Raw genomic sequence first — 22576 nt, 5'->3', positions numbered from 1 at the left:
GCTCTTCCTACGTCCCGGGCCCCCCATGCGCAGGAATAGCTTCCTGTGCCCGGGAGGTCAGAGGGCGGCGAGGGTGGCGCAGTTCGGGCAGAGCTGCGTCTCGTCGTAGCCCTCCGGCGGCCAGGGCAGCTGCTCGTCGATGGAGACGAAGGCGCCGCAGAGCGCCTTGCGGCTCTGCCCGTTCACCCGGCCGATCGTCGCGTGGGCCGGGCCGATCTGCCGGGGGGTGAGGCCCTCGGCGCCGAAGGAGCCGACCATGACGACCGCGTGTGCCGTGCCGTACGCGTAGACGCTCGTCATGGGCCCCAGGGTCTCCGTCCCGCCGCCCGTTGCGCCACCACCGACGGGGACGTGTCGGCCGCACCCGTCACACCGGTCCCACCTGTTCCGATATCGGTGGACACCGGCCGTCGGACCGGCCCGCCGACGCCGCGTGCCCCCGGTCGGCGGGGACCGGGGGCACGCAGGGAGGGGTCGGCTCAGGAGGCGTAGATCTTCTCCACCTCGGCGGCGAACTCCTTCATGACCACCGAGCGCTTGAGCTTCAGCGAGGGGGTCAGCTGCCCGCCCTCCACGGTCCACTCGACGGGGAGGACGGCGAAGGACTTGATCGACTCCGCCTTCGAGACCTGCCCGTTCGCCGCGTCGACGGCCGCCTGGATCTCGGCGAGGACCTCCGGGTCGTCGACCAGTTCGGCCAGCGGCGTGCCGGCGGGCCGGCCCTTGGCCTCCAGCCACCCGGGCAGCGCCTCGGCGTCCAGGGTGATCAGCGCGCCGATGAACGGCCGGTTGTCGCCGACGACGATGCACTGGCTGACCAGCGGGTGGGCCCGGATCCTGTCCTCCAGGACCGCCGGCGAGACGTTCTTCCCGGCGGAGGTGACGATGAGCTCCTTGATGCGGCCGGTGATCGTCACGTAGCCCTCGGGGTCGAGGACACCGATGTCGCCGGTGCGGAACCAGCCGTCGCGCATCGACTCCGCCGTCGCCTCGGGGTTGTGCCAGTAGCCGCGGAACACCTGCGGCCCGCGCACCAGGATCTCGCCGGAGTCGTCGATGCGGACCGCCGAGCCGGGGGCGGGGCGGCCCACGGTGCCCACCTTCATGGCGTCCGGGCCGCTGACGGTGCTCGGCCCGGCGGTCTCGGTGAGGCCGTAGCCCTCGAGGATGGTGACGCCGATGCCGCGGAAGAAGTGGCCCAACCGCTCGCCCAACGGGGCACCGCCGGAGAGCGCGTACTCCACCTGGCCGCCCATCGCCGCGCGCAGCTTGCCGTAGACCAGCCGGTCGAACAGCGCGTGCTGCAGCTTGACCCCCAGCGGGGGGCCGCCGGTGTCCTGCCCCTTCGACCAGGCGACGGCGACCCGCTCGGCACGGTCGAAGATCGCGCCCTTGCCGCCGGCGTGCGCCTTCTGCCGGGCGCCGTTGTAGACCTTCTCGAAGACCCGCGGGACGGCGACGAGGAAGGTCGGCCGGAAGGTGCCCAGGTCGGCCAGCAGCGAGGTCAGGTCGGCGGTGTGGCCCAGCCGGGCGCCGTTCTGGATGCAGCCGACCTCGATGATCCGCGCGAAGACGTGCGCCAGCGGCAGGAACAGCAGCGAGCTGGCGCCCTCGGCCACCATCGCCGGGATCACGCGGGGCGCGAGCTCGGCGACGTACAGCAGGTTGCCGTGGGTGAGCTCGCAGCCCTTCGGGCGCCCGGTCGTGCCGGAGGTGTAGATGATCGTGGCGAGGCTGTCGGTCGAGAGCGTCGCGCGCCGCTCGGCCAGCACCTCCTCGGGCACCTCGCCGGCCCGCGCCGCCACCGCGTCGAGGTCGCCGGCTGCGATCGTCCAGACCTCGCGCAGGCCGGGCAGGTCGGCGCGCACCGACTCGACCAGCGCCCGGTGGGCGGCGGTCTCGACGACGACGGCGACCGCGCCCGAGTCCGACAGGATCCACTGGGCCTGCTCGGCCGACGAGGTCTCGTAGATCGGGACGCCGACCGCCCCGGCGGTCCAGACGGCGTAGTCGGCCAGGGTCCACTCGTAGCTCGTGCGGCCGAGGATGCCGACCCGGTCGCCCGGACCCACCCCGGCGGCGATCATGCCGCGGGCGAGGGCGGCGACCTGCTCGGCGAACTCGCGGCTGGTGACCGGCACCCAGGCGCCGCCGGCGTTGCGGCTCAGCGCCACCCGGTCGGGGTTCTCCCGCGCGTGGGTGGTCACCGCATCGGGCAGCGCGGCGGTCGGCGGGATCTCGAAAGCGGAGGGGCTGGAGTACTCCTGCACGGGTGGGCTCCTCGGGGTGACGACACGACGGTGTGACGTGGCTCGCGAAGATACAGAACGATCGGTCTGTATGTTCGGGTTCCCGGCGCGGTGGCCGCCGGGGGACCAGCGCTTTCCCGGAGGTCGGTGTGCAGTCAGCGCTCTACGAGGCCGAGCACGAGTCGTTCCGCGCGATGCTGCGGGACTTCCTGGCCAAGGAGGTGACGCCGCACCACGACGAGTGGGAGGAGGCCGGCGTCGTCGACCGCGCCGTCTGGCTCCGGGCCGGCGAGCAGGGCCTGCTGGGCATGGACGTGCCGGAGGAGTACGGCGGCGGCGGGGTCAAGGACTTCCGCTACAACGCGATCCTCTCGGCCGAGGTCAGCCGGGCGGGGGCGTCCGGCCTGGGGTTCACGCTGCAGAACGACGTCGTCGCGCCCTACCTGATCGGGCTCACCACCGAGGAGCAGAAACGGCGCTGGCTGCCCGGGCTGGTCAGCGGCGAGATCATCACCGCCATCGCCATGACCGAGCCGGGCGCGGGGTCGGACCTGCAGGGCCTGCGGACGACGGCTCGCCGCGACGGCGACGAGTGGGTGCTCAACGGGTCGAAGACCTTCATCACCAACGGGATCAACGCCGACCTGGTCATCGTCGTCGCCCGCACCGACCCGGAGGCCGGCGCCCGGGGCTTCTCGCTGCTCGTCGTCGAGCGCGGCATGCCGGGGTTCGAGCGCGGCCGCAACCTGGACAAGATCGGGCTCAAGGCGCAGGACACCGCCGAGCTGTTCTTCGAGGACGTGCGGGTCCCCGCGGCCAACCTCCTCGGCACCGAGGGGCACGGCTTCTTCCACCTCATGGAGAACCTGCCGCAGGAGCGCCTCTCCATCGCCGCCGGCGCCGTCGCCTCGGCCCGCATCGTGCTGGACCTGACCGTCCGGTACTGCAAGGAGCGCACGGCCTTCGGCAAGCCGATCGGGAAGTTCCAGAACACCCGGTTCGAGCTCGCCGAGATGCACACCGAGGTCTCCATCGCCGAGACGTACCTGGAGAAGGCGATCCTCGAGCACAACGCCGGCCGGTTCACCGCCGAGGACGCGGCGATGGCCAAGTGGTGGACGACGGAGCTGCAGAAGCGCGTCGTCGACCGGTGCCTGCAGCTGCACGGCGGCTACGGCTACATGCTCGAGTACCCGGTCGCGAAGGCCTTCCTCGACTCGCGCATCCAGACCATCTACGGCGGGACGACCGAGATCATGAAGGAGATCGTCGGCCGCTCCCTCGGCGTCTGACCCTCCCGGCGAAATGTGCACATTCCGCCCCACCCCCTCGCCCCTCACCCCTCACGACGAGAGGACCCGCATGAGCACCGAGGCGTTCATCTACGACGCCGTGCGCACCCCGCGCGGCAAGGGCAAGAAGACCGGCGGGCTGCACTCGGTCAAGCCGATCAGCCTGACCACCGGCCTGATCGACGAGGTCCGCCGGCGCAACCCCGGCCTGGACCCGGGGCTGGTCGACGACATCGTCCTCGGCGTCGTCTCGCCGGTCGGCGAGCAGGGCGCGGTCATCGCCCGGACGGCGGCGCTGGCCGCCGGCCTGCCCGAGACCGTGGCCGGCGTGCAGATCAACCGGTTCTGCGCCAGCGGCCTGGAGGCGGTCAACCTCGCGGCGCAGAAGGTGCGCTCCGGCTTCGAGGACCTGGTGCTCGCCGGCGGCGTCGAGTCGATGTCCCGCGTGCCGATGGGCTCGGACGGCGGCGCCTGGCCGATGGACCCCGAGACCGCCGCCCGCACCGGCTTCGTCCCGCAGGGCATCGGCGCCGACCTGATCGCCACCCTGGCCGGCTGGACCCGGGAAGACGTCGACGCCTACGCCGCCGAGTCGCACGCCCGCGCCGCCAAGGCCTGGTCCAACGGGTACTTCGAGCGCTCCGTCGTCCCGGTGACCGACATGAACGGCACCGCCGTCCTCGACACCGACGAGCTGGTCCGCCCGGGCACCACGGTCGAGTCGCTGGCCGGGCTGCCCTCGGCGTTCGCCGGCATCGGCGACATGGGGGGCTTCGACGCCGTGGCGCTGGACAGGTACCACTGGGTCGAGCGGATCGACCACGTGCACACCGCCGGCAACTCCAGCGGCATCGTCGACGGCGCCGCGCTCGTCGTCGTCGGCACCGAGGAGGCGGGCAGCCGCAACGGGCTCACCCCGCGGGCGCGGATCGTGAGCACCGCCGTCTCCGGCTCCGACCCGGTGATCATGCTGACCGGCCCGGCGCCGGCCACGCACAAGGCGCTGGCCAAGGCCGGGCTCACCGTCGACGACATCGACCTGGTCGAGATGAACGAGGCGTTCGCCGCCGTCGTCCTGCGGTTCATGGCCGACACCGGCTTCGACCACGAGCAGGTCAACGTCAACGGCGGAGCCATCTCGATGGGGCACCCGCTGGGCGCCACCGGCGCGATGATCCTGGGCTCGCTCATCGACGAGCTCGAGCGGCGCGACCTGCGCCGCGGCCTGGCCACCCTGTGCGTCGGCGGCGGGATGGGCATCGCCACCGTCGTCGAGCGAGTCTGAGGAGTCTTCTGATGAGCGAAAGCACCATCCGCTGGGAGCAGGACGCCGACGGCGTCGTCGTCCTCACCCTCGACGACCCCTCGTCGTCGGCGAACACCATGAACGACGCGTACGTGCGGTCGATGGGCGAGACCGTCGACCGGCTGGAGCGCGAGAAGGAGTCCGTGCGCGGGGTCGTCCTGACCAGTGCGAAGAAGACCTTCTTCGCGGGCGGCAACCTCGGCAGCCTGATCCAGGCCACGCCGGAGACCCGTGACCAGGTCCTGGCCCAGGTGACGCTGGTGAAGAGCCAGCTGCGCCGGCTGGAGACCCTCGGCCTCCCGGTCGCCGCCGCGGTCAACGGCGCCGCCCTCGGCGGCGGCCTGGAGATCGCCCTGGCCTGCCACCACCGCGTCGTCCTCGACGACCCGGAGGTCAGGCTCGGCTTCCCCGAGGTGACCCTGGGGCTGCTGCCCGGCGGCGGCGGGGTCGTCCGCTCCGTGCGGCTCCTCGGCCTGACGACGGCGCTGCTCGAGCTGCTGCTGCAGGGCCAGCAGCTCCGCCCGTCGAAGGCGGTGGGGCTGGGGCTGGTGCACGAGCTCGCGGCCGACCGCGAGGAGCTGCTGGCCAAGGCGAAGCAGTGGGTGCTGGCGAACCCCGAGGCCGCCCAGCCGTGGGACGCCAGGGGCTACAAGGTGCCCGGCGGCACGCCGTCGTCGCCGTCGCTGGCGGCGAACCTCCCGGCGTTCCCGGCGAACCTGACCAAGCAGCTCAAGGGCGCGCCCTACCCGGCGCCGTACGCGATCCTCTCCGCCGCGGTGGAGAGCCTGCAGGTGGACGTCGACACCGCGTTCACCGTCGAGGGCCGGTACTTCGTCGACCTGGTGGTCGGCCAGATCTCGACCAACATGATCCAGGCGCTGTGGTTCGACCTGAACCGGATCAACGGCGGCGGGTCGCGGCCGGCGGTCGAGGAGCGGTTCGCGGCCGGCAAGGTGGGCGTGCTCGGCGCCGGGATGATGGGCGCGGGCATCGCGCACGCGTTCGCCAAGGTCGGCGTCGACGTCGTGCTCAAGGACGTGAGCACCGAGGCGGCCGAGAAGGGCAAGGCCCACGTCGCGGTGCTGGTCGGCAAGCAGGTCGCGCGCGGGCGGATGACCCAGGAGAAGGCCGACGCCTTCCTCGCCCGCATCACGCCGACCGGCGACGCCGCCGACCTCGCCGGCTGCGACGTCGTGGTCGAGGCGGTGTTCGAGGACACCGCGCTCAAGCACCGGGTGCTCAGCGAGGCCGAGGCGAACGCGGCGCCGGGTGCCCTGCTGGCCTCCAACACGAGCACGCTGCCGATCACGGGCCTGGCCGAGGGGGTGCAGCGGCAGGCCGACGTCGTGGGCATGCACTTCTTCTCGCCGGTGGACAGGATGCCGCTGGTCGAGCTGATCGTGGGGGAGCGGACGTCGGACGCCGCGCTCGCCCGCGCCTACGACGTCGTCCGGCAGATCGGCAAGACCCCCATCGTGGTCTCCGACAGCCGCGGCTTCTTCACCAGCCGGGTGTTCGGCACGCTGGTGATGGAGGGCGCCGCGCTGCTGGCCGAGGGGCTGGCGCCGATGAGCGTGGAGCGGGCCGCGCTGCAGGCGGGCTTCCCGGCCGGGCCGCTCACGCTGCTCGACGAGGTGACGCTCACCCTGCCGCTGAAGATCCGCGACGAGGCAGCCAGGGCCGGCGCCGCGGACGACCACCCGGGCGTGGCGGTGCTGCGGGCGATGGTCGAGCACGGCCGCACCGGCAAGTCCGCCGGGAAGGGCTTCTTCGACTGGCAGCCCGAGAAGCGGGTCTGGCCGGGGCTGGCGGAGCTCTTCCCGACCTCGGACGCCGTGCCGTTCCACGACGCGCAGGAGCGGCTGCTGTTCGCCATGGCCGTCGAGACCGCGCGCTGCCTGGAGGAGCAGGTGCTGCGCAGCGTCGAGGACGCGAACATCGGCTCGATCATGGGGATCGGCTTCCCGCCCCTCTACGGCGGCGTCCTGCAGTACGTCGACCAGTACGCCGGTGGGGTGGCGGGCTTCGTCGCCCGGGCCGACGAGCTGGCCGACCGCTACGGCGAGCGGTTCCGGCCGCCGGCGATCCTGCTGGAGCGCGCCGTGCCGGCCGGCAGCCTGCGCGCTGCCGCGGCGGTCTGAGCACTCCGGCGGGGGAGCGGGGCGCCGCCGGCGCGCGGCGTCCCGCTCCCGCCCTCTCCAGGACCCGGACGACGAGATGACCGCTGCCCCGACCGCGCGCCGCACGCAGGCCGAGCGGCGCGCCAGCACCCGCGAGGCGCTGGTGCGCGCCACCGTGGAGGCGCTGGTCGAGCTCGGCTACGCGCGCACCACGACCCAGGAGGTGCAGCGCCGGGCGGGCGTCTCCCGCGGCGCGCTGACCCACCAGTTCACGACCAAGGCCGACCTCGTGCTGGCCGCCGTCGACCACCTCTACGAGGAGTTCAGCGCGAGCGTGCGCCAGGCCGCGGCCGACCTCCCGGCGGACGCGGCCACCCGGGTGCGGCTCGGCGTCGAGCTGATCTGGGAACGGTTCCACGGCGAGCTGTTCGTGGCGGCCATGGAGCTGTGGGGCGCCGCCCGGACCGATCCGGAGCTGCGGGCCGCGCTGCTGCCGCACGAGCGCCGCCTCGGGGCGCAGCTGCGCACGCTGGCGATGGAGGTGTTCGGCGATCAGGTGGCGCGGCACCCGGACGCCGAGGCGGTGTACCAGGTGCTGCTCACCTCGATGCGCGGCCAGGCGCTCACCTACGCGCTGCAGCCCGATGCCCCGCGCAGTGGCCCGCACGTGGAGCACTGGCAGTCGATCGTGGCGGCCTTCACCGCCCGCGGGAGCCACCTGGGAAGCTGAGCGCTCACCGAGTGCTGCACCGGGGGGCGCGGATCGATGGCCACGACGGCCCTGCTGGTGCTGGACCTCGTCGGGACGTTCGCGTTCGCGCTCAACGGCGCGCTGACCGCGCTGCGCACCACCCGGCTCGACATCGTCGGCGTGGTCACCCTCGGCATGATCACCGCGCTCGGGGGCGGCACCATCCGCGACGTCTTCCTGGACGCCCTGCCCCCGGCGACCTTCGTCGACTGGCGCTACCTCGCCGTGGCCGCCGGCGGCGGGCTGATCGCCTTCGTCGCCGGTCCCCACCTGGAGCGGCTGAACGGGGCGATCAACGTCCTCGACGCCGCGGGGCTGGGCCTCTTCGCCGTCACCGGCGCCCTCAAGGCGCTCGACCTGGGCTTCGGCCCGGCGCAGGCGGTGATCGTCGGCACGATCACCGGCGTCGGCGGCGGCACCCTGCGGGACGTGCTCATCCGGCAGGTGCCCTCGGTGCTCACGAGCGGCCTCTACGCCGTCCCGGCGCTGCTCGGGGCGACGGCGGTGGTGCTGGCCGACCTGCTCGGCGCCCACGGGCCGGCCGCCTCGATCGGCGCCGCCGCGCTGTGCTTCACCATCCGCATGGTCGGGGTCCACTTCGACGTGCACGCGCCCTTCCCGCCGGTGCGCCCCCGACGCGGGCAGGAGTGACGCGGGCCCCGACCGGCGACCGCCCGCGCCGGCCGGCACCGAGATCGGCGATCTCGGGCCCAAGCGCTCCCCTGCAGCCCGAGAGCGCCGACGTCGCGCCGCGGGTGGCGGGTCGCCTCCGCGGGTGGCGGGTCAGGTCCGCTCAGCGACCGGCAGGATCTCGCCGCTGTCGATCCGGGCGCGGTAGCCGGTGATCTCCCGCTTCACCACCCGGGCCAGGAGGTACAGGCCGATGATGTTCGGCAGCGACATCAGGAAGATCATGCTGTCGGAGAAGCCGATCACCGCGTCCAGCGTCGACGAGGCACCGATGACGACGAAGAGGCAGAAGACCAGCTTCCACGTCCGGTCGACGACCATCGACTCGCCGAACAGGTAGGTCGCGGCCTTCAGGCCGTAGTAGCTCCAGGCCAGCATCGTCGAGTAGGCGAACAGGATCACCGCGACCGCCAGCACGATCGGGAACCAGCCGACGACGCTCTCGAAGGCCGCCGACGTCGTCTGCACCCCCGGGTCGCTCGCCTCGTCGAGGTAGGTGCCGGTGATGACGATGGCCAGCGCGGTCATCGTGCAGATGACGACGGTGTCGATGAACGGCTCCAGGACGGCGACGTGCCCCTCGGTGGCGGGGTGCTCGGTCTTGACCGCCGAGTGCGCGATCGCCGCGGAGCCCAGACCCGCCTCGTTGCTGAACGCCGCCCGCCGGAAGCCCTGGATCAGCACCCCGACGATGCCGCCGTAACCGGCCTCGGGGCTGAACGCCTGGGAGACGATGGCCCAGAGCGCGTCCGGGATGGCCGTCAGGTTGGCGAACAGCACGGTGAGGCAGGCGATGACGTAGAAGACCGCCATGAACGGGACGAGCTTGTCGGTGACCCGGGCGATGCTGCGGATGCCGCCGATGATGACCGCGCCGACCAGCAGTGCGAGGACCAGGCCGAAGATCGCGCCGGCGCCGCCCCCGCCGAGCGGCCCGTCGGCCCCGCCGGTGACCGACTGCGCCTGGCTGAACGCCTGGTTCGCCTGGAACATGTTGCCGCCACCGACCGCCCCGCCCAGGGTGAAGATGCAGAACAGGACGGCGAGCACCTTGCCGAAGGTGCCCAGTCGCGGGCTCCTCTCGCGGAGCCCCTTGGTCAGGTAGTACATCGGTCCGCCGGAGACCCGGCCGTCGGGGTAGACGTTGCGGTACTTGACCCCGAGCGTGCACTCGACGCCCTTGGTGCACATGCCGAGCAGGCCCGCGATGATCATCCAGAGCGTGGCGCCCGGCCCGCCCAGCGAGATCGCCACCGCCACCCCGGCGATGTTGCCGAGGCCGACGGTGCCCGACACCGCCGTCGCCAGGGCCTGGAAGTGGGTGACCTCGCCGGCGTCCCGTGGGTCGTCGTAACGGCCGCGGATCAGCTGGATGGCGTGCCGGAAGGCGCGGAACTGGAAGCCGCGCAGGTAGATCGTGAAGAACAGGCCGGCGATGACCAGCCAGACGACGATGAGCGGCAGTTCCACGCCCTCGTCGATGAAGTCCAGCGGGACGGCGAAGAAGACGATCGTGGTGATGACGTCCGACACGGGCGCGAAGAAGCCGTCGACCCGCTCGTCGAACGTGGCGGCCAGCAGGGAGCCGGAGGGGGAGGTCATCACGGCACCACCAGGACGGGGACGGGGGAGAGCTGGATGAGGCTGGTGGGCGTCGAGCCGAACAGCAGGGTGCGCACCCGGCTCTGCCCGATCCTGCCGACGGTGATCCAGGCGGCGTCGTGCTCGCGGGCCAGCCGTACCAGCGTCTCGGCGGGATGCCCGTGCCGGACCACCCCCTCGATCACGAGGTCACCGGGTTCGGAGAGCCGGGCGACCACCGGGTCCAGGACGCGCTCGCGGGCCGACGCGGCCTCGCGCTCCTTCTCGACGGGCCGGCGCTCGTTCTCCTCCGCGGTGGTGAACGAGTAGGGCGACCACGGGACGACGCACGCGAGCACCAGGCGCAACCCGTGGCGGCGGGCGGCGTCGGCCGCCGCATCCGCGGCGCGACCGCTCGCCTCGCTCCCGTCCAGGCCTACCAGGATGGATTCGGGCACGGCCCACCTCCGGTGGAGACGCTGATCGGCCGAACGCTAGCGGTGATCGCGCCGGCCGGCAGGCCGAGCGGCCCTCCGCCCCGTCCGCGTCAGGACGCCGGCGCCGCGGGCTCCGCGTGCGCGCGTCCGGCGGTGCCGGCCCGGTCCCCGTCGTCCGGGTGCCCGGCCGGCTCGCCGGCCGCCGTCTCCGCGTCGCCGGGTGCCGCCGCCTGCCGGCCGACCTGCCGCCGCCACCCCTGCACGGCGGCGGCGAGCACCCCGGCGACCGGCACCGCGACGAAGAGGCCGAGCAGGCCGAAGGCGGACGCCGCTCCCGTGGTCAGCAGCAGCACGACCAGCGGGTGGAAGTTGATCGCCCGCGACAGCAGCAGCGGGGCGAGCACGTTCCCCTCGATCTGCTGCACCACCACGACGATGAGCAGCGCCCACAGGGCCGTCGCCAGGCCGTTGGTCACCCCGGCGACCGCCACCGCCAGGGCGCCCGCGAGCGTCGCGCCGACGAGCGGGACGTAGGCGAGCAGGAACGTCAGCGCGCCCAGGGGGAGGGCGAGCGGGACGTCGAGCAGCCACAGCCCGAGGCCGATGAGCACGCCGTCGACCAGGCCGGTGGCGGTCGAGGCGTAGAACCACGCCCCCGCCGTGCGCAAGCCGGCGCGGAAGGCGGCGTCGGTCGGCGACCGGTACTCGACCGGCAGCGCACGGACGAACTGCCGCCACAGCCGGTCACCGCTGGTGAGGGCGAAGAGGGTGAAGAAGAGCGCGATGAGCAGGACCGTGGTGATGTTGCCGACCGCGTTCAGCCCTTGGGCGGCCGCGCCTCCGAGCCCGGAGGCCGCCGAGCCCACGGAGGACTCCAGCTGCGTGAGCACCTGCTCCAGCCCCGCGTTGTTCATGTCCTCGGTCCGCGCCTGCGCCCACGCGGTCACGGTGTTCACCGCGTCCACGCCTGCATCGATCAGGCCGGGCCAGGCCTCGATGAGCTGGAGGACCAGGAAGGTCAGCACGCTCACGAAGAAGGCCAGGTAGCCGACGACGCAGAGGATCGCCGCGAGGACGGCGGGTACGCCGTGCCGCCGCAGCCAGCTGGCGATCGGCCACAGCATCGCGACCTGGGCGATGCCGAGCATGGCGGCGGCGGCGACGAACTGGACCTGGAGCACCAGCCAGATCAGGCCGACCCCGGCCAGACCGATCACCAGGGCCCGCCCCGCGATCGTCGCCTCCCGCTGCAGGAACCCGGTGCGGCCGGCCGCCGGCGGGGGTGTGGCGGGGTGCGCACCCACCGCCGCCCCCGGGGAGCGGAGCGGCCGTGCGACCGCCGGGTCACCGAGGGGGGACGGCGCCGGTCCGGTCATGCCGTCACCTCCCTCCGCTGCCCGCACGCCGCCATCCTCGCGCCTCGGGGGGCCACGTGTGCGGTCGCCCCGCATGGTGTCGCCGCGGATCGGGTAGGCGAACCCCTTCACCGGAACGTCGGACGTGCGTGCGGGACGCCGGGCGTCGCGCACGCCGAGCGGGAGGAGGCCCCGTGCTCGGGTTGATCGGGCTGCTGCTGGTCGTGTGGCTGGTGCTCGCCGTGGTGGGAGCGGTCGTCGAGGGGCTGTTCTGGCTCCTCGTCATCGGTGTGGTGCTCTTCCTGGCCACCGCCGCCTGGGGGTGGACCAAGCGCAACACCAGGGTGTGACCACCGTGGCGGCCGGCCGGGGGGCGGCCGCCACGGCGGACGCGGTCAGCCCCGGGCGTCCAGCTGGCCGGCGAGGCCGTCGGCGAAGCCCTCCGCGACGGCGAGCTGCTCGCGGAGCGCGGTGACCCGGGCGGTGGCCGCCTCGTGGAACATCCGCAGCCGGTCGAGCAGCTGCGCCCGGTCGCCGGTGCCGGAGTCGAGGTCGGCGAGCAGGCCGAGCAGCTCGCGCATCTCCTCCAGGGCGAAGCCCAGCGGCTTCATCCGCTTGATCAGCTCGAGGCGGGCGACGTCGGCGTCGCTGTAGAGCCGGAAGCCGCCGTCGGTGCGCGAGGTGGGGACGACGAGGCCCTCCTCCTCGTACCAGCGGATGGTGCGCAGGCTCAGGCCGGTGCGCTCGGCGACCTGGCCGATCTGGAGCAGCCCCCCGCGCGTCACCTGCATCAGTGTGCCCCGGCGAGCCGGCCGGTGTGCCGCTCGAACCGGTCGGCGGAGTGGCCGGTGAGCCCGACGAACCGCACCGTCTTGCCACGCGCCTCGTACTTGTGCGTGATGGCGTCGAGGACGGCGACGGTCGAGGCGTCCCAGACGTGGGCGTCGGTCAGGTCCACCACGACGTCCTCCGGATCGCCGTTGTAGTCGAACTGGGAGACCAGGTCGTTGCTGGAGGCGAAGAACAGGGCGCCGGTGACCGAGTAGACGCGGGTGCCGCCGTCGGGGTCGAGGACGCTGGTGACCTCGACCAGGTGGGCCACCCGGCGGGCGAACAGCACGCAGGCGGTGAGCACGCCGACGCCGACGCCGATGGCCAGGTTGTGGGTGATCAGGGTGCCGGCGACGGTCACCAGCATGACCGTGGTCTCGCTGCGGGGCATGCGGTGGATCGTGCGCAGGCTGTGCCAGTCGAAGGTGGCGATCGACACGAAGATCATCACGGCGACCAGGGCGGCCATCGGGATGATCGCGACGACGTCGCCGAGCGCGACGACGAGGACCAGCAGGAAGACGCCGGAGAGGAAGGTCGACAGCCGGGTGCGGGCGCCGGACTTCACGTTGATCATCGTCTGGCCGATCATCGCGCAGCCGCCCATCCCGCCGAAGAGGCCGGAGGCGACGTTGGCCACGCCCTGGCCCCAGCTCTCGCGGGTCTTGTCCGAGGGGGTGTCGGTGAGGTCGTCGACGAGCTTGGCCGTCATCAGCGACTCCATGAGCCCCACCAGCGCCACGCCCAGCGCGAAGGGCGCGATGATGGTCAGCGTCTCCCAGGTGAACGGGACGGCAGGGATGCCGAGGAACGGCAGGCTGTCGGGCAGCTCGCCCTGGTCGCCCACGTCCGGGAGCGACCAGCCAGCGGCGACGGTGAGCCCGGTGAGCACCACGATGGAGATGAGCGGCGAGGGGACGACGGCGGTCAGCCGGGGCAGCAGGAAGATCATCGCGAGTCCGGCGGCGACCAGCGGGTAGACCAGCCACGGCACGTCGACCAGGTGCGGCAACTGCGCGGTGAAGATCAGGATCGCGAGCGCGTTGACGAAGCCGACCATGACGCTGCGCGGGATGAACCGCATCAGCCGGGCGACTCCGGCCGCGGCCAGCAGCACCTGGAAGACCCCGCCGAGGACGACGGCGGCGAACAGGTACTCGACGCCGTGCTCGAGGGCCAGCGGGGCGACGACCAGGGCGATCGCGCCGGTGGCAGCGGTGATCATCGCCGGGCGGCCGCCGGTGAAGGCGATGACCACGGCCATCACGAACGAGGAGAACAGGCCCACCCGCGGGTCGACGCCGGCCAGGATGGAGAAGCTGATCGCCTCGGGGATGAGCGCGAGGGCGACGACGAGGCCGGCGAGGACCTCGGTGCGGGCGGTGCCGGGGGAGAGCCACGCCGGTCGGCGGAAGCGGGGCGCGGGCGGGGCAGCGGTGGCTGAGGACATGGATCCGTCTCGTTCGGGTGCGCCGTCGCGGGCGCAGGCGGGCAGCACCGGGTGGTGCCGGGGGAGCGGTGCGCCGGTGCACCGCGGCGGTCGCGCGCCGGTCGGCGGTGACGCCGGTTGGTGCCGGTGCCCGCGCCGGCAGCAGCGTCGCCGGTGTCAGGAGCAGTCTGCCGGGAACTCGTCCCTCACGTGAGGGTCGAGCGCTGAGGCGTTGGTCACGCCCCGTCCGCGTCGCTTGCCCGCCCGTACGGTGAGCGGGTGCGGATCGTCTCGCTGCTGCCGTCGGCGACGGAGATCGTCTACGCCCTCGATCTGGAGTCGTCACTGGTCGGGGTCACCTTCGAGTGCGACGAACCGGCGTCGGCGCGGACCGAGAAGGCGGTGGTCGTCGGCGGGTTGGACACCGCCGGCCTGAGCCCCGGCGAGATCGACGCCGCCGTCCGCCGTCGCCTGGCGGCGGGGGAGGACCTCTACACCTTGCACGCCGGTGCGCTCGCCGACCTCGCCCCGGACGTCGTCCTGACCCAGGACCTGTGCCGCGTCTGCGCCCTCCCGGCCGGGCACGTCGGCGACGCGCTGGCCCACCTGGGCTGCCGCGCCGAGGTCGTGACGCTCGACCCGCACACACTGGAGGAGGTGCTCGCGACGATCACCGTCGTCGGCGAGCGCACCGGCGCCTCGCGGCGTGCCGAGGAGGTCGTGGCCGCGCTCCGTGCCCGGCTCGCCGCGGTCGCCGCCCGTGTCGGCGGGCGCCCCCGTCCCCGGGTGGCGGTCGTGGAGTGGGTCGACCCGCCTTTCCCGGCCGGCCACTGGGTACCCGACCTGGTGGCTGCCGCGGGCGGCGAGCCGGTGGCGTGCCGGCCCGGGGAGCGGTCGCTGCCGGTCGGGTGGGACACCTTCGCCGCGGCCGACCCCGACGTGGTCGTGGTCGCGCCGTGCGGCTTCGGCCTCGACGGTGCGGTGGAGCAGGCGGCCGTCGTCGCCGCCGCCCTCCCGGGACGGCCGGTGTGGGCCGTCGACGGCGATGCGGTCGTGGTCCGCCCGGGGCCGCGGCTGGTCGACGGCGTGGAGACGCTGGCGGCGCTGCTGCACCCCGAGCCGGGCGACCGCCCGCTCCGGTGGGCCGCCCGCGTGGTGTGACGGCGACCCCCTCGACGCCCTGCGCGCCGCAGGTTAGCCTCGCCTTACCCGAAAAGAGGGAGCTCGCATGGGGCTGCGGTTGCCGCTGGGCGACGTGACGGTGCTGCTGGGTCCGGACGCCGCGCGCCGCGACGTGATGCAGGCGCTCGACGAGAGCACCGGGCGCTGCGCCTCCGGGCAGGCGGCGCTGCCCGTCGTGCGGCTCACGGCCGCGCCGACCGACGAGCTCGCCGAGCGGCTGGCCGCTGTCCGCGACGCCGGCCGGGGTGCGGCCTCGATCGTGCTCGTCGAGCGGGTGACCGAGGGGTTGGCCGGCGCGGACCGGCGGGTGGTCCTCACCGCGGTGCGCGGGATGGCCGCCCCGGGCCGTGCCGTCCTCGTCGACGACGCCGACCCGGTGGCCGCCCTGTCGATCGCCGACGGGGCGCTGCGTGCCGACGGAGCCGGGAACCTGGCCGTCGAGCCGCTCGGCGGGCCGGACCTGCTACCGGGTCAGCGGGCCTCGTAGGTCAGGCAGTCGGCCGCGTCGGCGCCGGCGCCCACGCGCACGCCCGGGGCGGTGCACTCGAGCTTGTCGTTGTGCCGGCAGTCCGAGCGGTGGCAGGCGCCGACGAGACCGGTCCGGTCGAGCCCACCCCGGAAGGAGATCTCGACGAAGGTGCCGCAGTGGGCGTGGTCGCCGCCGATGGTGATGGCCCCCGCGTGGCAGCCCGAGTTCGCGTTGTAGGAGCAGCTGCTCACCGAGCAGTCCTCGACCTGGGGCAGTTCCTGGAGAGAGGTCATGCGGTCAGGTTGGCACCTCCGCCGCGCCCCCGCCAGCAAGAGAAGGCTTGCCTCAAGCCCTGGTCAGGGGCTCGTCCAGGGCGCTGACCAGGGCATCTCGGCGCAACTCCGGGTCGTGCGTCAAACGGACGGCGCGCCCCCCTGCGGTGACCGCCGTCACTTCCGCGGTGCACCGGGAACCGCGGGTGCCGTGCGGGCGACTACTGGACCACCGCACGGGTCCGGCAGCCTGCCGCGCCGGCGGTCGACGAAGGAGCCTGCCGTGCCCGTCCGCCCCCTCCGCGCGCTCGTCGCGTCGTCCCTGGCCACGGTGGTGGTCCTCGCCGGTGCCGGCGCGGCCTCGGCGCACGTCCGGGTGACCTCCAGCGATGCGGCGCCGGGCGGGTTCGGCGAGCTCACCTTCCGGGTGCCGAACGAGAGCGACACCGCCTCCACCGTCTCGCTGCGGGTGCAGATCCCCGCCGAGACCCCGCTCGCGTCGGTGAGCGTGAAGCCGGTGCCCGGCTGGACCGCGACCACCAGCACCGGCCCGGTCGACCCGCCGGTCGAGGTGCACGGCAGCGAGGTGACCGAGGCGGTCACGGAGATCACCTGGGTCGCCGACCCGGGCGCCGGCATCGCCCCGGGCCAGTACCAGACCTTCTCCATCAGCGCCGGCCCCATCCCGGAGGTGGACGAGATCTCCTTCCCGGCGATCCAGACCTACGACGACGGGGTGGAGCAGGCCTGGATCGAGCCGACCGTCGAGGGCCAGGACGAGCCGGAGAGCCCGGCGCCCGTGCTGTCGCTGACCGGGGGGAGCGACGCCGCGCACGGGAGCGCCCCCGCTGCGGACGCCCCCGCGGAGGCCGACGGCACCGCCACCGGGGCCGCGTCCGACGCCACGGCCGCCGACGCCACGGCCGCCGACGGCTCCGGGCTGGCCGTGGCCGCCCTCGTCGTCGGTGGCCTCGGCCTGGTCGTGGGTGCCGCCGCCCTCGCGCTGGCGCTCGCCTCGCGGCGGCGCAGCAGCTGACCGCGGCAGTGCCCCGACCGCGGGGCACCGACCGGCAGACAGGCAGGACGGCCTGCCCGGCACCCCGTGGGTGCTCGTCGACGGCGCCGGCTGCCCGCCCGAGCGCCGCGTTACTGGTCGCGGCGCCTGGTGCCGGGCCGAACGGGTCCGGCCTGCGGGACCTTCGCCTCGCGCAGCGCGTGGGCACCGCGGTGCACGCTCGGACCGGGCGCAGGTCCGTGCGTCCCGGTCGAGGAGCGGACTCCGGCGATGGGCTGGTACGGGTGGGACCACATGAGCGGTTGGGGCTGGCTCGTGATGACGGTCGTCGTCCTGGTGCTGCTCGCGATGATCGTCGCCGTCATCGTGCTCCTGGCCAGGGCCGGCCGGGAGCAGCGCTACCCGCCTCCGGCGGCCCGCGCGCCGCAGGACGTGCTCGCCGAGCGCCTGGCCCGCGGCGAGATCACGATCGAGGAGTACCGGCAGCGGCTCGCGGCGCTCGGCGCTCCCGGGCATGACCCGACGGGGACCCGCTGACCGGTCGGCCTGGATCCCGGGCCATGAGGCAGGGCGGAGCCGACCGGGGTGATGCCGCTGCGGCAGCGACGTCGACACGTGCCGCGTCGCGGGGTGCTCGGCACCGCTCCCGGGGACGACGACCAGCCCCGGTTACTCCTCGGCGAGCGCGAAGTAGCTCTCCTCCTCCTGCAGGTAGTGCAGCAGCAGGAGGGCGTGCAGCCCGTACAGGCAGGCCAGCAGGTCCTGCCGTCGTCCAGGATCGAGATCGGCGCCCGCGTCGAGGGCGTCGAGGTGGACCTGCAGCCGGCGGGTGAGCCGGCCGATCTCCGCGTGGGCGCGGCTCATGGGGGCGACCGCCTCGCCACCGCCCAGCGTCCGGGCCAGCGCGGGGTAGAGCTCGGCCTCCTCCGCCTCCTCGTGCGGCACCAGCCGCTCGACCAGCGCCGTCCGCGCGCGGTGGAGCGCCTCGACGGCCTGCGGGGTGGGGTCCACGACCAGTGCGTCGGCGGCTGCCCGCACCAGCGGCAGCGCCTGGCGGAGGTCGTCGTGCTCGGCGCCGAAGCGGCGCAGCAGCGTCTGCGTCGGGAGCGGTACCGGGCGTCCGCCGACCCGGCCGCCGCGGAGGGCGCGGAGGGCGTTCAGGATCACCGCCACGTCGATGCCCTCCTGCAGCAGCGCACCGACCGTCGGCGGCAGCAGCCCGACCGCGGCCAGGACCATGGCGGCCAGCGACAGGCCCATCCCGGCGACCGCGCTCTGCACGGCGACCCGACGGGCGTACCGGGCGATCTCCATCGCATCGGCGAGCCGGTCGAGCCGATCGGTCGTGAGCACCACGTCGGCGGCCTCCGACGAGGCCGTCGACCCCCGGGCGCCCATCGCGACACCCACGGTGGCCGCGGCCAGCGCCGGCGCGTCGTTCAGGCCGTCGCCCACCATCACGGTCACCGCGCGGTCCTGCTCGGCGCGGACCGCGGCGACCTTGCTCGCCGGGGTCTGCTGGGCGCACACCTCGTCCAGGCCGAGCACCGCGCCGACCTCCCGCGCCGGCTCGGGCCGGTCGCCGGTGAGCATCACCAGCCGGTCGATGCCGGCCGACCGCAGCCGCCGCAGCGTCCGTCCTGCGTCGGGGCGCACCGGATCCTTCAGGAGAACCGCACCGACGGGGGTGCCGTCGAGCTCGACCCACACCAGCGCGCAACCGTCCAGCGCGGCCCGGCTGACCGCCGTGCGGGCCCAGCTGCCGCCGGGTGCCGGGTCGAGCTTGCCGACGCGCACGCGCCTGCCGTCGACGGTGGCCTCGACGCCGCGGCCGGGCTGCTCCCGCACGTCCTGCGGCAGCGACAGGGCCAGGCCGCGGGCCCGTGCCTCGGCGACCACGGCCTCGGCGAGCACGTGCGGGGAGAGCTGGTCGGCCGAGGCGGCCACCCGCAGCACGTCCGGCACCGACCACCCCGGCGCGGTCAGGACCTCGGTCAGCGCCGGCCGCCCGGCGGTCAGCGTGCCGGTCTTGTCCAGCACCATCGTGCGGGCGGCCCCGAGGTTCTCCAGCGCGCCACCGCTGCGGACGACGACACCGAGCCGCGACGCCCGCGACAGGCCGGACACGACAGCCACCGGGGCGGCCAGCAGCAGCGGGCACGGAGTTGCCACCACCAGCACCGCCACCGCCCGCGTCGGCGAGCCGCTGATCAGCCAGGCGAGCCCCGCCACGGCGAGCGACAGCGGCAGGAACCATGCGGCGTACCGGTCGGCGAGGCGGACCACCGGAGCGTTCTCCGCCCCGGCCTGCCGGACGAGCGCGACGATACCGGCGTAGGTGCTCTGCGCCGCCGGCGCCGAGCAGGTGAGCTCGAAGGCGCCGCCGGCGTTCAAGGTCCCGCTGCGGACCGGATCGCCGGTGGCCCGCTCGACCAGCTCCGGCTCTCCGGTGAGCGCGGATTCGTCGAGCACCGCCGGACCGCCCTCGACCACCCCGTCGACCGGGAGCACCTCACCCGGGCCGACCAGCACCAGGTCCCCGACGGCGACCTCGTCGACCGGCACCTCGGAGACCACGTCGCCGACGCGTCGGCGCGCCGTGCGCGGGACCCTCTCCAGCAACGCCCGCAGATCCCGGTTGGCCCGCCGCTGCGCCGCCGCATCCAGCGCCCGTCCCGTGGCCAGCATGACCGCGATCAGCGCACCGGCCAGGTGCTCGCCGACCATCAGGGTGCCCAGCAGGGCGAGCAGCGCGATGAGGTCGACCCCGGTTCTCCGCCGCAGCAGCGCGGCCACGACCCACCCGGCCGACGGCACCACCGCGATCAGCGTCGCCGCGGCCCAGAGGACGTCGTCCCACGGCCCGGCGCCCGCCACCCAGGCCACGCCGCCGGCCGCGAGCAGACCCAGTGTCACGATCAGCAGCGCGGGCTCGAGCCACCGTCGCAGCCGGGATCCCGGTCCGGCGGGACGTCCGCGACGTACGAGCGGCGCGACCACGGGCACGTCTTCCTCCTCCCGGTGGTGGTCGGCAGCCGCCGACCGGCACCGACCCTCGCCGTCCCGAGCGGGGGAGACCATCGCCACCGGACCCGGAGCGCGAGGGCCGAACGGCTCTGCCGGGTCCTCCCGCTGCTCGACCGGCCGGTCCATCCGGGGTGTCGGCCGCCGGGGCCGTGGCCGGACGGGCGCGGCGGTCGATCAGCGGGGGCCCGCGACGCGTGGGCCTCAGAGCCCGTCGGGCACCGGCGTCTGGGACAGGACGATCAACTGGCGCAGGCAGTGCTCGCGCAGCGGTTCGGGGAAGCCGTCGGCGAGGCGGTAGTAGACGACGCGCCCCTGCTTGCGGTTGACGACCAGCCCCGCCGTGCGCAGCAGCCGCAGCGCGTACCCGACCGCGTCCTCGTTCACCTCCAGAGCCAGCGCGAGGTCGCCGACGCACAGCTCCTCCACCATGTCGAGGGCGAACAACACGCGGGCGCGCGTGGGGTCCGCCATCAGGCTCAGCACGCTGGTCAGCTGGGTCGCTTCATCGCGGCTGGGCAGCCGGCTGCGGGCGTGGGCGACCCGCTCGGGGTCGACCGGATGGGCGTGGGTGGGTTCGGACATCGAGAAACACCTCCGACGCGCTCATACCCGTACGGATCTACGGGTAGCACGGCTCCACCGGCGACAGTCCCGGGCGGCACCCGAGCCCTCCGGCGCCGGACGTCTGAGGAGGTGGCCATGACCGTGGCCGCGCGGGTGCTCGGCACCTGCCCCGCGGACCTCGGCGGGGTGGACGGGGACGAGCTCCGCAGCCGCGCCGAGGCCTGCCGGCGCTGCGAGCAGGCGTGCCGCGGCCTCATCAGCACACCGGGCTGACCGACCCGGTGCGAACCAGCAGGCGTCCCGGCGCACCAGGCCCCGGCCAGCCGCCGGGACGTCGGCAGTGCACGACCACCCACGCCCGGCCCCCGGCCCGGCGGCGAGAGAACGGAGCACCACCCCATGGCGACCAAGAGCAGCAACGAGGACCACTCGCGCGGGCACGGCGGCGAGGACCCCGGCCACCACGACGACTCCGGCGACGGCGCGATGCAGAAGAAGATGCAGCGGAAGATGTACCTGCGCTTCGCGGCGATGATCACCACGTCCATGGTGGTCATGTACTGGACGATGTTCGCGGGCACGTGGGAGTGGAGCCACGTCGAGTTCAGCGAGAGCCGCGTGTTCATGGCGCTGACCATGGGCGGCACCATGGGGCTGGTCATGCTCGGCTGGATGCTCAACATGTACAAGAACATGAAGGGCAACATCGCCATCGTGGCGGTGAGCCTCCTGCTGCTGGGCGGTGGTATCGCGCTCGACCGCAGCCAGGTCACGGTGGACGACCGCAACTGGATGAGCGCGATGATCCCGCACCACTCGCTCGCCATCACCCGCTCCGAGCGCGCCGACATCGACGACGTCCGCGTGTGCCAGCTGGCCGTCGAGATCATCCGCGCCCAGGAGCGGGAGATCGCCGAGATGGAGTGGCTGATCCAGGACATCGCGGAGAACGGCGAGGCCGAGACCGTCGAGGAGGCCGACGCCCGGCCCGTCCCGGAGTTCGAGGGCTCGGCGCTGCGCGACTGCCCGACCGGCTGACCGGCACCGTCCGCGTCCATCGGCCGGGATCCCCGGGCTCAGCTGCGCAGCAGGGTGGTGAACGTGGCGCCGCCGTCGGTGGACTCCAGCAGGCCGTGGTCGGTCACCACGAGGACGCGCAGGTCGCCGTCGGCGGTGGTCGCTCCCACCGCCTGCGGCGTCCCGTCCAGCTGACCCCGCTGGGTCCAGCTGACCGCGGCGTCGTCGCTGGTCCACACCGCCCCGTCCGGTGTGATGCCGACCGCGGTGGCGCCGTCGCCCGACCAGGTCACCACCTGCAGCAGCGGAGCGCCGTCCACCGGCGCCCACGTGGCCCCGGTGTCGGTGGAGCGGAGCAGTCCGGCGCCGGTGGTGGCCAGCACGTGGCCGTCGGGGGCGGCGGCGAGGGTGTGCGGCGCGGCCGGGATGGCCAGCGGTTCCCAGGTGGTGCCGTCGGTGGTGCGGCGCAGCGTCCCGTCGTAGCCCAGCGCCCCGCCTCCGGGTAGGTCGGTGAGCGCGTGGAAGTCCGACTCGCCGGCGCGGGACAGCGGCGTCCAGGTCGCGCCGCCGTCGGTGCTCTCGATGAGCCCGACCGGGTTGGGCAGGTCGGTGCGCATCCCGGGGTGACCCGACGCCAGGTAGTGGTCGGGCCCGGCGACGGTGAACCCCATGAGGTCGATGACCGGGCCGACGGCTGCCGGTCTGCCGTCGTCGCCGACGGTGATCAGCCCCTCGTGGGTGGCCAGCAGCACCGCCCCGTCGCCGGGGTCGACGGCGACGGCGTGCACGTGCGCGGTCGGGAGCGTGCCGGTGGTGTCGCCCGGCTCGGGCGCGGCGGGGACGTCGGTGGCCGCGCAGCCGGTCACCAGGATGAGCAGTCCAGCGCCCGCGAGGGCGGGACGAGCGGTGCATGCCAAGCGCATGGGAGAACTCCAGGTCGGTGCGGTGCGGTGCCGGGCCGGCTGAGGTGCGGCGGGGCGGGGTGGGCG

23 protein-coding genes are annotated in these 22576 nt (G+C 74.1%); 12 read left to right on the top strand and 11 right to left on the bottom strand.

Annotation, left to right across the window (positions count from 1 at the left end; translation table 11 throughout):
* Positions 1-57: 57 nt before the first annotated feature.
* Both E9565_RS16695 and E9565_RS16690 read right to left on the bottom strand, forming a co-directional pair.
* Positions 58-300: a hypothetical protein gene (locus E9565_RS16695; protein ID WP_236828119.1), complete on the bottom strand. Its 243-nt coding sequence runs from the start codon at positions 298-300 to the stop codon at positions 58-60.
* A gap of 179 nt (positions 301-479) precedes the next feature.
* On the bottom strand, positions 480-2270 hold the full coding sequence (locus E9565_RS16690) for a long-chain fatty acid--CoA ligase (protein ID WP_236828118.1): 1791 nt from the start codon (positions 2268-2270) through the stop codon (positions 480-482).
* Between the two features lie 128 nt (positions 2271-2398).
* Between E9565_RS16690 and E9565_RS16685 the strand changes: the two genes are divergently transcribed.
* From E9565_RS16685 to E9565_RS16665, 5 genes are all read left to right on the top strand, one after another.
* Complete coding sequence (locus E9565_RS16685) at positions 2399-3541, top strand: acyl-CoA dehydrogenase family protein (RefSeq protein ID WP_308113153.1); 1143 nt, start codon at positions 2399-2401, stop codon at positions 3539-3541.
* A gap of 70 nt (positions 3542-3611) precedes the next feature.
* On the top strand, positions 3612-4826 hold the full coding sequence (locus E9565_RS16680; RefSeq protein ID WP_236835946.1) for an acetyl-CoA C-acetyltransferase: 1215 nt from the start codon (positions 3612-3614) through the stop codon (positions 4824-4826).
* 11 nt (positions 4827-4837) lie between these two features.
* Positions 4838-6988 (top strand): 3-hydroxyacyl-CoA dehydrogenase NAD-binding domain-containing protein, encoded by a 2151-nt coding sequence (locus E9565_RS16675; protein WP_236835944.1) that lies wholly within the window; start codon positions 4838-4840, stop codon positions 6986-6988.
* Between the two features lie 76 nt (positions 6989-7064).
* Positions 7065-7697 carry a TetR/AcrR family transcriptional regulator gene (locus E9565_RS16670; protein WP_236828115.1) on the top strand — a complete coding sequence of 211 codons (633 nt, stop codon included), beginning with the start codon at positions 7065-7067 and terminating at the stop codon, positions 7695-7697.
* Positions 7698-7733: 36 nt separating this feature from the next.
* Positions 7734-8369 carry a trimeric intracellular cation channel family protein gene (locus E9565_RS16665; protein ID WP_236828114.1) on the top strand — a complete coding sequence of 212 codons (636 nt, stop codon included), beginning with the start codon at positions 7734-7736 and terminating at the stop codon, positions 8367-8369.
* A 132-nt stretch (positions 8370-8501) separates the two neighbouring features.
* Here E9565_RS16665 and E9565_RS16660 read toward each other — a convergent pair whose 3' ends face one another.
* The 3 genes from E9565_RS16660 to E9565_RS16650 all read right to left on the bottom strand — a co-directional run bounded on the left by E9565_RS16660 (position 8502) and on the right by E9565_RS16650 (position 11802).
* Positions 8502-10010 carry a sodium:alanine symporter family protein gene (locus E9565_RS16660; RefSeq protein ID WP_236828113.1) on the bottom strand — a complete coding sequence of 503 codons (1509 nt, stop codon included), beginning with the start codon at positions 10008-10010 and terminating at the stop codon, positions 8502-8504.
* On the bottom strand, positions 10010-10447 hold the full coding sequence (locus tag E9565_RS16655; RefSeq protein ID WP_236828112.1) for a universal stress protein: 438 nt from the start codon (positions 10445-10447) through the stop codon (positions 10010-10012). The genes E9565_RS16660 and E9565_RS16655 overlap by 1 nt, the downstream gene beginning before the upstream one ends.
* Positions 10448-10536: 89 nt before the next feature.
* A complete protein-coding gene (locus E9565_RS16650; protein WP_236835942.1) occupies positions 10537-11802 on the bottom strand; it encodes an AI-2E family transporter in 1266 nt (421 codons plus the stop codon).
* A gap of 173 nt (positions 11803-11975) precedes the next feature.
* Here E9565_RS16650 and E9565_RS16645 point away from each other — a divergent pair, with 173 nt between their 5' ends.
* Entirely contained in the window at positions 11976-12131 is a 156-nt protein-coding gene (locus E9565_RS16645; RefSeq protein ID WP_236828110.1) for a hypothetical protein, read from the top strand.
* Positions 12132-12176: 45 nt separating this feature from the next.
* On the opposite strand, the gene E9565_RS16640 is transcribed toward E9565_RS16645, so the two are convergent.
* A complete protein-coding gene (locus E9565_RS16640) occupies positions 12177-12566 on the bottom strand; it encodes a MerR family transcriptional regulator (RefSeq protein WP_374201743.1) in 390 nt (129 codons plus the stop codon).
* 5 nt (positions 12567-12571) lie between these two features.
* Positions 12572-14062, bottom strand: a complete 1491-nt coding sequence (locus E9565_RS16635; protein WP_236835938.1) for a SulP family inorganic anion transporter — start codon at positions 14060-14062, stop codon at positions 12572-12574.
* Between the two features lie 258 nt (positions 14063-14320).
* On the opposite strand from E9565_RS16635, the gene E9565_RS16630 reads away from it, so the two are divergent.
* Together E9565_RS16630 and E9565_RS16625 are read left to right on the top strand one after the other, a co-directional pair.
* A complete protein-coding gene (locus E9565_RS16630) occupies positions 14321-15202 on the top strand; it encodes an ABC transporter substrate-binding protein (RefSeq protein ID WP_236828107.1) in 882 nt (293 codons plus the stop codon).
* Between the two features lie 67 nt (positions 15203-15269).
* Complete coding sequence (locus tag E9565_RS16625) at positions 15270-15710, top strand: hypothetical protein (RefSeq protein WP_236835936.1); 441 nt, start codon at positions 15270-15272, stop codon at positions 15708-15710.
* Here the strand turns inward: E9565_RS16625 and E9565_RS16620 are convergent.
* On the bottom strand, positions 15695-15985 hold the full coding sequence (locus tag E9565_RS16620; RefSeq protein WP_236828105.1) for a DUF1540 domain-containing protein: 291 nt from the start codon (positions 15983-15985) through the stop codon (positions 15695-15697). The two genes, E9565_RS16625 and E9565_RS16620, sit on opposite strands and share 16 nt — an antisense overlap.
* A gap of 262 nt (positions 15986-16247) precedes the next feature.
* On the opposite strand from E9565_RS16620, the gene E9565_RS16615 reads away from it, so the two are divergent.
* Both E9565_RS16615 and E9565_RS16610 read left to right on the top strand, forming a co-directional pair.
* The gene (locus tag E9565_RS16615; protein WP_236835934.1) at positions 16248-17000 is read left to right on the top strand and encodes a YcnI family protein; all 753 of its coding nucleotides are present in this window, start codon (positions 16248-16250) and stop codon (positions 16998-17000) included.
* Between the two features lie 273 nt (positions 17001-17273).
* Positions 17274-17516: an SHOCT domain-containing protein gene (locus E9565_RS16610; RefSeq protein ID WP_236835932.1), complete on the top strand. Its 243-nt coding sequence runs from the start codon at positions 17274-17276 to the stop codon at positions 17514-17516.
* Positions 17517-17648: 132 nt separating this feature from the next.
* Here the strand turns inward: E9565_RS16610 and E9565_RS16605 are convergent, their stop codons facing one another.
* Both E9565_RS16605 and E9565_RS16600 read right to left on the bottom strand, forming a co-directional pair.
* Entirely contained in the window at positions 17649-19895 is a 2247-nt protein-coding gene (locus E9565_RS16605) for a heavy metal translocating P-type ATPase (protein WP_236828102.1), read from the bottom strand.
* Between the two features lie 312 nt (positions 19896-20207).
* Entirely contained in the window at positions 20208-20588 is a 381-nt protein-coding gene (locus E9565_RS16600) for a helix-turn-helix transcriptional regulator (RefSeq protein ID WP_236835930.1), read from the bottom strand.
* A 117-nt stretch (positions 20589-20705) separates the two neighbouring features.
* On the opposite strand from E9565_RS16600, the gene E9565_RS16595 reads away from it, so the two are divergent.
* Complete coding sequence (locus tag E9565_RS16595; protein ID WP_236828100.1) at positions 20706-20843, top strand: hypothetical protein; 138 nt, start codon at positions 20706-20708, stop codon at positions 20841-20843.
* 126 nt (positions 20844-20969) lie between these two features.
* Positions 20970-21608 carry a DUF305 domain-containing protein gene (locus E9565_RS16590; RefSeq protein ID WP_236833551.1) on the top strand — a complete coding sequence of 213 codons (639 nt, stop codon included), beginning with the start codon at positions 20970-20972 and terminating at the stop codon, positions 21606-21608.
* 38 nt (positions 21609-21646) lie between these two features.
* Here E9565_RS16590 and E9565_RS16585 read toward each other — a convergent pair whose 3' ends face one another.
* Entirely contained in the window at positions 21647-22510 is an 864-nt protein-coding gene (locus E9565_RS16585) for a F510_1955 family glycosylhydrolase (RefSeq protein ID WP_236835928.1), read from the bottom strand.
* Positions 22511-22576 lie beyond the last annotated feature (66 nt).

The sequence above is a fragment of the Blastococcus sp. KM273129 genome, assembly GCF_021698995.1.
GTDB lineage: Bacteria > Actinomycetota > Actinomycetes > Mycobacteriales > Geodermatophilaceae > Blastococcus.
This window is presented reverse-complemented; position numbering and strand designations above follow the sequence as displayed.